Annotated in this window: 5 protein-coding genes; 2 read left to right on the forward strand and 3 right to left on the reverse strand. The window is 53.7% G+C overall.

The window, feature by feature from the left end:
* Window positions 1-183: 183 nt before the first annotated feature.
* The 3 genes from NTZ04_04020 to NTZ04_04030 are packed head-to-tail and all read right to left on the reverse strand — an operon-like array spanning window position 184 to window position 5,659.
* Window positions 184-1,110: an ABC transporter permease subunit gene (locus NTZ04_04020; GenBank protein MCX5991483.1), complete on the reverse strand. Its 927-nt coding sequence runs from the start codon at window positions 1,108-1,110 to the stop codon at window positions 184-186.
* Window positions 1,107-2,036, reverse strand: coding sequence for an ABC transporter ATP-binding protein (locus NTZ04_04025; GenBank protein MCX5991484.1), 930 nt, complete (start codon window positions 2,034-2,036; stop codon window positions 1,107-1,109). Before NTZ04_04025 ends, NTZ04_04020 begins: the two co-directional genes overlap by 4 nt.
* Complete coding sequence (locus NTZ04_04030; GenBank protein ID MCX5991485.1) at window positions 2,033-5,659, reverse strand: PQQ-binding-like beta-propeller repeat protein; 3,627 nt, start codon at window positions 5,657-5,659, stop codon at window positions 2,033-2,035. The genes NTZ04_04025 and NTZ04_04030 overlap by 4 nt, the downstream gene beginning before the upstream one ends.
* A 208-nt stretch (window positions 5,660-5,867) precedes the next feature.
* Here NTZ04_04030 and NTZ04_04035 point away from each other — a divergent pair, with 208 nt between their 5' ends.
* Window positions 5,868-7,352 (forward strand): NAD(P)/FAD-dependent oxidoreductase, encoded by a 1,485-nt coding sequence (locus NTZ04_04035; protein ID MCX5991486.1) that lies wholly within the window; start codon window positions 5,868-5,870, stop codon window positions 7,350-7,352.
* Window positions 7,353-7,943: 591 nt separating this feature from the next.
* On the forward strand, window positions 7,944-9,918 hold a 1,975-nt coding region (locus NTZ04_04040; GenBank protein MCX5991487.1), incomplete at its 3' end, for a PAS domain S-box protein.

The following is a 9,918-nucleotide window of genomic DNA, read 5'->3' on the forward strand; positions in this document are numbered from 1 at the left end:
ATGGTCAACCGCCCGCTCCGCAGTAATGGACACAAGCCAGGTCCGCATCATCCTTGGCGTAGATCTTACAAAGCCTTTTATGACAAGGGGTGACAAATTCGCTGAACAATTAGGGTGACATTTTCGCTGGACAACAACACGCGCGCACTACTTGTCGGAAATCGGGCGGAAAGGCACCGTGAGTCAATGCACCTCTTTCCTCTCTATTGCCCACATAGCCAGAATGAGCATGATCACGGATATTCCAATCAAGATTACCACTGAGATTGTAGGAGCTACATAATTGGTCATCTCCAGAGAAGGAGGCATGGCGCCGATATCGGGGTCAAGGCCCTCCTGCACGCCCTTATAGGTGCCAGCAAATACAGTCATAAAAGCCTGGGTTTCCGGCTTCAACTGCCCGGTTTCTGCCCGGTCCATGGATATGGTAAAGGTATTGCCCAGGTGATAGCCCAGGTCTGGATAGTACAGATGATAGCGCTCATAAGTGCTGGTGAACAACACTCTAGGGATTATCCCAACAAAGAAAACCAACATGACAATCAGCATGAGCACTACGGTTATCTTCACTCTGCTCTTCATCAGGGTAGACAGACCAACCGCGATGGAACCAAAAACAATGGTCACTAGAAGTGAGTAGAGAAACATCCAGGGCAAAAGACCTATGAGGGCATCAAAGGTATCCGGGTCGATGGGCACCACAATCCAGAACACCAGAACAGACAGAAGCAAGACGGTCGCTTGTAGAAGCGCGGTGTTCAGTACCAGAGCCAGGAATTTCCCCAGCACTATCTCCGATCTCTTTATCGGCTTGGTTACTAGGAGAAGCAGGGTGCCGTCAGAATCCTCCTTGGAGATAAAGCCGGCGGCTGTGGCAACCACTGATAACACCAGAAAGAAGCCTGCCAACCACATATAGAGGAGTATGGCAAAGTTGTCGATTACGTAGTGGGTTTGCATCTCCAGAGACATGGGGGTCTTTGCCATCTCGGATCGCCACGCGAAGGATACAGCTAGCGGTATCGATAAACCAATGAGAACGAGCAGTATTGTGCGCTTGAGGCTCATTAAATCGCCCAGGGTCTTGCCCAAGACAACCTGAAATCTCATTCCTTCTCCATTATCGCTTTGCGGTAGATAGTCTCCAGGGTTATTTCCTCTCTGCTGAAGTGTTCCAGCAATGTCCCCGTTTCGGCAATGGCCTTCACCACTTCCTGCTTCAACCTCTCGTCGTCTTCAGTCGCAAGGTGGGCGAAGCCCTCGGCATCAAACCAAATGTCCGCCAGCGTCACCTTTTTCTTCAGAGTCTTCAGGACAGCCTCGTTGTTCGAGGTCTTCAACAAGTAGCGGTTCCTGGAGTATGCTTTCTTGAGATTGGTCATGCTGTCCTCCGCTACTATCTGACCCTTGTTGATCAGAGTTGCAGAATCAACCAACTGCTCGAGCTCTGACAGAATATGGCTGCTGATGAAGATAGTGATCCCTCGCCTCCTTGAAGTCTCCCGTAATTTGTCGAGGATTGACATCCTGCCTGTGGGATCAAGGTTGGCCGTTGGTTCATCCAGGATGAGAACCTCTGGCTCGTGAATCAGGGCTTGAGCAAGACTGAGCCTCTGCTTCATACCGGCGCTGAAGCCCTTTACTTTCGCTTCCACAAAGTCGCCCAGCTCAATCCAATCCAGGAGTTCTGCAGCTTTCCCCCGCACGTCGCCCTTCACTCCACTCAGTCTTGCCATATAGACCAGATAGTCAATGGCGGCCATATCGCTGTAGAAGGAAGGGCGCTCCGGGGAGTAGCCCACCAGCTGTCTTGCTGGCACTGATCCAAGGGGATAGCCCTTGATGGATCCTGCACCGGCGGTGCACCTTATAGCGCCCACCAGCATCTTGATGGTAGTTGTTTTCCCTGCCCCGTTTGGTCCGATGAAACCATGGACAGTGCCTTCCTCAATCTTTACATCGATGCCATCCACAGCCTTGAACTTCCCGAAGCGTTTGGTCAGCTGGCTGGTCTCAATCATCAGACTCTTATTCAACGTCGTATTCCTTTGCGGCGATATCGGGTGAATACTCTCCGTAGTACCGGTGAAATGGCCACCAAAGCAAGCACCACCATGGCCACCCAGGCAAGCGGCACGGCTATGTCACCTTTTTTCACTGTAAATGTCGCTGTAACGGACACATCCCTGCCATATTCATCCATAGAACGGACCATTAGTTCGTGCTCCCCCCGAGCAATCGCTACAGTGACCTCGGTCTCGTTAGTCCGGGCCACCTCAATCCCATCGATGAATACCAGGTTGAGAGCTCCCGGATCGGCACCTTCCCATTGGATTCTGATGGGGGAGGTTCCGGTATCCCCATCGCCCGGGGAAGTAATGCGGAGATTGCTGGCCAGGTCGAGGAAGTAGAGTTCCCCGCTCAACCCTAACATAACCAGCTTGCCCTGTGCTCCTGTATCCATGAGACCTGAGCCGGCTATCCGGAACTCAGCTATCTCACGCTCATTCACCAGGTCAACCACCATCAGTTGTACTTCCTTCTCTGCGCCCGTCTCGCCTATCATTGACAGCACCGCTATCTCCCTGACTCCGTCCTGATTGAAATCGGCTACCGGCTCGATGAAGGCGCCGGGCTGCCATCTGCGATCCCACTTCCTATTTTCATCGAACTTCTCGATGGCAATGTCCTTTAGGAGTTGATTATTAACGACGTCATATACCACCACGCGTGCCCCAGGCTGGTCCGGCAGGAACTTGATCAGAGCAAGTTCAGCAATTCCATCACCGTTCAGGTCTGGTATCGTAGTAACTGGCATAAGCTCCCGCAGATTGATCTGATCGAACATGCCGCATCCCTGAAACTCCGTGAATTGCCACATGCTGTTTCCATCTTTTCCACTCAAGACTTCTACCAGCGGTCTCCCCTCATAATCACTACTCCTCCTCCAGTAAAAGACAGGGTCAAGGTAGCCATCATTATTGAAGTCGGCAGTGGAGAAATCGCACCCGTTGTCCTCCCCTTCCCATTCCCTTTCAATCAACATCTTCCCGCTATCCGGCGAGCATATCCTCCAAAGACGAGGGCGGTTCTCTCGGTTCACAAAAAAGGAGGCTTCCCTGATGCCATCACCATCTATATCATCGACCAGGCTCATCTCGTGTGGGTTCGTATTCTCCTTTAGACCGGCCTTGAATATCGACTGAGCAGGAGGGTCAGACCTGAAATCCAGTCTGTCTTCTTCCCAGGCACTTATCAGCGTATACACTGCCGAGTAATCACAAGCTACCAGGTCATCTACACCGTCGCCGTTTACATCACCAGGAGACTGATAGCATGTATCCCATTGGGCTTTGGTTTCCATCCCCGTGGGGTTTAACCTGAAGAAGGGATCTTCGTATACCCAGGGGTTGTTGGTCTTGGTCCACAGAAGCTCACCCTTGGGGCTGATGAGGAATATGTCTTGACGACAGCCGACTATGAAAGCGATCTCTCCCCGGACATTGATGATATCCAGGGATTCTATTTGCTTATAGATCTTTTTCCCTTGCCCCCACGCTTCCATATCGCTGCTTAGCTGCTGCACCTGCCCATCCAGCCAATCAGGGTTATATTCGCCTTTTTGAGTCAGTATCTGCTGTACAAAATCGTCCACCAATGCCTTCAGATATGGCCTTTCATCAAGTCTCTCATAAGCATCATAGTAGGTTTCCTTTACGCCCTTGCTCAGTATTTCACCAACTAATGACTTAAATTCTTCAGGGGACGAGTTCTTTGCCTTGTAGAGCTGATCCCAGAGGCCGTAGTAGTCCTGAGTCACCACTGGCTGGTCGAGCAGGATTGAGCCATCTCTGCCGCTGAAAGCCATTATTGCGAAACCCTCTCCGGTCTCTCCCGCTGACCGGGGACATGCAAAACCAACGATATCCTGCTTCCCGTCTCCATTGATGTCCGGGCTCACCTGGATGCCGGCTATGCCCTCGATAGTTGATAGCTCTTCGTAGGGTATCTCATAGGACCAGGCTTTCTCTTGGGTGGCTCCATCTATCACATATAGTATCCTCGCACCGACCCCATCTCCCCAGTTTCCAATTTGCTGTTTTGACCAGACGAACAAATCCTGTGTGGCATCCCCGGTGAAATCGCCTTTCTCCACAGCAACATCGTTTATCCGTGGATAGTGCCACAGTACCTCACCCTGCGAGGAGACACAAAGCAGGTCTTCATAGTCAGAGACCAGGATAAAGCTGCCATCGCCGAATTCCTTCACCCAGTATTCACTCGTGCCTGTGGAGGAGGTGGACGTTATCTCCAGGGTCTCCGTCGCTTCCCCATCCTGAATGCTGACCGCCTCCACCTTTGCTGTAGAGCCGGACTTCTCCTGCGGCAGGAGAATGACCTGCTTTCCATCGAGATGGGCTGTCTCCACACTGGCCATGCTCCCTAAGTCCAGGCCGGGCTTTTTCCAGATCACCTCTCCTGAGGCGGAATCTATCAGAAACAGGCCTGAAGTCCCGGCATATCCTTGATTTCCTGTGCCACTCTTTTGCCCCACGTAAGTGGAGGCCAGGATTTCTCCGATACCATCCCCACTGACGTCATCGACCATAGAAACCCTTAGGTTAAAGAAATTGGAGTCCCCGGGGCCGGTGGGCAAATTGTTCTTCTGCTGGTAGTATTGATATTGCAGGCTGGAACTGTATTCAATAAGTGGCACGGTTTCCCAGGCACAGGTTTTGTCTTTCAGATCGATGAGGCGCACCTTGCCATCCTCGGAACCCGCTATGACCTTTTCTCTGCCGTTCACCTTTATGGGCACAATATCCCAGATTGACCTGTCGATAACCCATTTGTTGCCCCCGTCATCAAATACGGTGCACTCCTCTGCCAATTTCTCTCCCCAGATCAGGTTGCCCTTTGCCCCGCTGACAACATAGATAGAGCCGGTCTGGGCTCCTATCACAAGATCTTGCTGCCCGTCTCCATCTACATCGGGAACAACCCTTACCTGCCAAAGGTTGTCATCAGCCTTGAATCGCCAGATCTCTTCGCCGGTTTGCCCGTTAAGGAGGTAGAGGTAGTAGCCTGAAGTGGCAGCTATATCCTGATAACCATCCGAATTTACGTCGTTGATTGTTTCTACATCGAAGGTGGAGGTTTGGATGTCGGTCCATAGCAGATCTTCCAGAAAAGCCGCCTGCTTGGGGGAGAATTGCCAGATCTTCTTACCACTATAGCCATCATAGCAACGAATATTCGGGAAATTTGTGTCATCGACTGCTACCACTATCTCTTGCTGACCATCTCCGGTCGTATCATTCAGCATAGAAATGTCCGAAACCGAGCCGGGTGTGGAGATGTACCTCTGTATGCCACCTCCCTCAGCGACTATGTACAAGCCTTTTGACGTCCCAATGAGGACAACACTCTCTCCACTCAGTTGGGCAACCCTGATTTCGGTTGAGACACTGCCGGCCAGGCCTATCTGGACACAGTCTACGGAGGACTCTTGTGCGGCTGAATCACCAGAGGTATAGGACTCCGAGGCAAGCAAACCACCGGGCAAAGGTGAGAGAAGCCCTGAGACAATGACAGCAGTGAAAAGCGCTATGACAGCAAATGCCCGCAGGACCGGGGCACCAGGATCACCCCATCTCATCCACTTAATCCCTTTCGGCTCATATCGTGGCAATTCTACACAAAGTGGGCATAATATTCCACAACCAAGGGTAGATAAATCCTGGTGCCATTTGTCGGAGACTTCCTGACAGACGGCAAGGCGGTTGAGGTATACTCTATTGGATTGGCGGCCAAGTCGCAGGCTTCCTGCCGCCTATCTCAACAGTTCAAGGACAAAGGAGGATCAAATGGCAAAAAAAGAGAAGTATGACGTGATCGTGGTTGGAGCCGGCCCGGGGGGCGTTACCTGTGGTGCCCTGCTGGCAAAGAAGGGCCTTCGTGTCCTGGTACTGGACAAGAACGAGCGCGTTGGCGGCAAGCAAATGACAGTTTCGGTCAAAGGATACAGGGGTGAGTTGTGGCCCACAGGCGGACTGCCTGTGAATGGCGGCTCCTGGCTCGAGGCTTTTCGGGCGATCGGAATAGAGTCCAAGTTCAGGGCTTCCGTGAAGAACATTGGCAATCTGTACCGGCGTTCGGGCGGCGAATGGTTGCGCACGGTCACCCAGATGGACCCTTATGTGCTGCCGGATCCCAACGTCATGTTCGACCAATGGGGACTAAACGCCAAGGAACGAGAGGTTGGCATACAGATACTGGGCGAGATTGCATTAATGCCCCCGGACAAGATCAATTCCCTCGATGATACGACTGTTCGGGAGTATCTTGGGCGGTATGAGACGATGCCACGTACCATGTACGGATATCTTGCTTTCCTCACCCACGCATTTAACGTGGGATTGATAGACCTGGTTCCAATCTCAGAGGTGGTCAAGGCTTTCCAGCGCCTCATGGGTCAGCCATTGGGTTATCCTATCGGCGGCTATGGCCGTATGTCCGAGGATATTGCCCAGGTAATAAAGGATTGTGGCAGCGAGATCAAGGACAGGACCAGGGTCGAGAGGATCCTGATAGAAGATGGCCGGGCAGCCGGCGTGATCACCAGGGACGCCGTCTATAGATCGCCAATCGTTGTCAGCGATGCCGGCATACAGCCAACAGTGCTCAAGCTCGTCGGCGAACAGCACTTTGACAAGGGCTATCTCAGCTATGTGAAGAGTCTGCTGCCCAGCAATGGATTTACCGGCTGCCACTATATTCTGAAAGAGCCTGTACTCAAATACGGCCTGTATCAGGTCTGGTCAGATGATGCCTGGTGGGACCTGGACCGCCAGGACGAGGTCAAGAGAGGCAAAATGCCGGCAGATCTCATCATTACCGTACTGGTGCCGACCAACTATGACCCTGAGATGGGGCCTCCAGGCAAGCAACTCGTGGTTTTTGGTACTCCGTGCTCGCCCGATCCTGCAGACAAGACAATAGCCGCACTGTGGAAGAAAGCGGACCAGCAGATGGCTGAGATGTTCCCCGAAATAGTGCCGGTAATCGAATCCAAAGGGCCATATTCAGGCCCGGCCCAGGTGGCGGCTGCAAGCCGCGATCAAGTCCTGCCAGCACAAGGGGGCGAAGCCTGCGGACTGTGTGTGACAATAGGCCAGTGTGGCAAGTATAAGCCGTCGGCCAAATCCCCCATAGTCGGCCTATTCTATGTCGGCTTCGACGCAGGCAGCACTGCATTCATGGGGTCGCAGCAGGCGGTGGACTCTGGTTTGAGAGTAGCGCCCCTGGTCTATCACTATCACCTGGAGAAGAGGCAGTCAGCTTCGTTCTGAACAGCTAGTTCTGGGTTGTTCTGCCCTTGGCTCTCGATGCGCGCTAGGCAACAAGGTGTGCCATGTCCGCCTCGTTGCTGCTGGTGATTCGGGCGGAGGCTGTGTCGAGAGCCTTTTTCAACCCCCTTAGTCAAAGGGGGATTCCAGGGAGTTCTTGGAATCGAGGGACACCCCCAGCCCCCGGCAGGGACGTATCCCTGCACTCTCTTGCGATGGGAGATGACGAGGGCAAGAGCGGTTCTCGCAGCCGCGGCAGGGACCTGCGCCTGCACCCTCTTGAGACGAACCTCTGCCAAGCGCTCCTAACACCTGTCGCCAAGGGTAAGTGAAATCGCCTCTCACTTGAAGGGAGAAGACGAAGGTGAGGGTGACGTCCAACCCCCGGCAGGGACAAGCCTCTCGTCCCCTTTTGAGGCAACCGTGGTGTGTCTGGCGGCAACGCGTCCTCAAACGTCGTTCGCATGGATCCCGAGGCGGTGAGAATACGCTGCGTGACTTGTCTCAAGTCCAATATAATCGGCAGCATGGTTCCCGCAGACCAGTATCAGGACACGATCCAATCGGAATTGACACAACAAGTATAATGGGGTCATGAAGCGCCGGCCGGAAGACAAACCGACGAGGCGACTGAGGGTTGCCACTTCCCGGACCCTGTTCGACAGCATGATTGAAGGCGCGCTCTTCATTCATCCGAGCACGGGAAAGGTCGTTCTAGCCAACAGGGCCGCCGCCGCCATGTTCGGCTTTGGCTCCCCCGAGGAAATGGTTGGGTTAGATCCCCTGGACTACATCCCCGCGGAGGACAAGGGGCGCATCGCCGGCATTATGGCCGGGTATTTCATTGAGGGTGATCTGCAGAAAACGATGGACGTGAAGGCTCTGGCGAAGGACGGCAGAGAGGTGTGGGTCACAGCCGTTGGAATCCGAACCGAACATGAGGAGGAGACAGCAGGGCTCATCTTGATGAAGGACATCACCGCGCAGAAAGCCGCAGAGAAAGCCCTGGCCGAGACCGAGGGAAGGCAACGGCAGATTCTGAACAATGCCAATGAGTCCATAGTGGTGGTTCAGGACGGGAAGATCGTCTTCGCCAACCGAAGGACCTTGGAGTTGGGCGGGTTCTCCGAAGAAGAGATGCGGGGGCAGTCCTTCATGGATTTCCTCTGTCCCGAAGACCGAGAAATGATGATGAGGCGCTATGTCAAGAGAGTCGGCGGCAAGGAGTACCCTTCATCATTCCAATTCAAGGGGATTGGCAGAGATGGCGCTGTCAGATGGGTCGAGCTTCGGGAGACATCTTTCGCGTGGGAGGGGAAGCCGGCCCTCCTCTGTCTCCTGAACGATATCACCGAGCACAGGAAGGCTGCCGAGGAGCTTGCGGCCAGCGAGAGACGCTACCGCCTGCTTGCTGACAATGTGTCAGACGTCATCTGGGTCACTGATCTTCAATGGAAGCCGACCTATTACAACCCCTCGGTCACCCACTTGTTGGGCTACAGCGTTGAAGAGGCCATGGCCGGCGCAGTGAGGAGGACACCTTCTTCGCTTCAAATGGCGACGGAAACTTTTCGGGAGGCACTTGCCAGAGAGGAGGAGCAGCCGGGAAGCGCTTCAGGCTCGCCGATGATGGAGCTGGAGTTCATTGACAAGAAGGACTCCATAGTCTGGGCAGAGACCACGGTGAGTTTCCTGCGGGATTCGAAGGGACATCCGTATGCAGTCCTGGGCATACTTCATGACGTCAGCGAGCGCAGGAAGTCGGAAGAGGCTCTCAGGAGGAGTGAGGAGCGATTCCGGGCCCTTATCGAAAATGCCAGCGACGCCATTGCGGTGCTGAGTGCCGAAGGCGAGATCGTGTATGAGAGCCCCAATTCTCAAAGGGCTGTTGAACAGAAGATGAGCGGCGTGTTTGGACCCGGGGTGATGGAGGTCATTCATCCAGACGATGTCCGGAAGATCGTCGATCTGTTTGAATGGGTGAGGGACCACCCTGGAGAGAGTGTGGGGACAGAGGTGCGCTTCAGGCACAAGGATGGCTCCTGGCACACGGCCGAAGGAACTGCCCGCAATCTGCTCCACGATCCCAGGCTGAACGGTATCGTCATAAACTACCGCAACATCACTGAAAAGAGGAGGGCCGAGGAAGCGCTCAGAGATAGCGAGAAACGCTACCGTCTGCTGGCCGAGAACGTGGCAGATGTTATCTTTGTCCTAGATATGAACCTGAGGCCAACCTACTTCAGTCCTTCTGCTACCCGCATGTCGGGATACAGCATCGAGGAAATCATGGCTGGCCCATTGGAAGCAAGAATGACCGCGCGTTCTTTTGAGGTGGCCATGCAGATTCTGGCAGATGCGATTGCTGACGAGAAGAGGAGACCGGGAAGTGAGACATCGCGGTCTTTGGAATTGGAGTTGAAACATAAGGACGGCTCAACTAGGCCGACTGACACCACGGTGAGTTTCCTGCGCGATTCGGAAGGACAGCCTGTTGGGATTGTGGGGATCCTGCACGACATCACCGAAAAGAGGAAGGCTGAAGAAGCGCTCAGAGATAGCGAGAAAC

The sequence above is a fragment of the Chloroflexota bacterium genome (assembly GCA_026389585.1).
In the GTDB taxonomy this organism is placed as follows: Bacteria; Chloroflexota; Dehalococcoidia; order UBA2247; family RBG-13-53-26; genus JAPLHP01.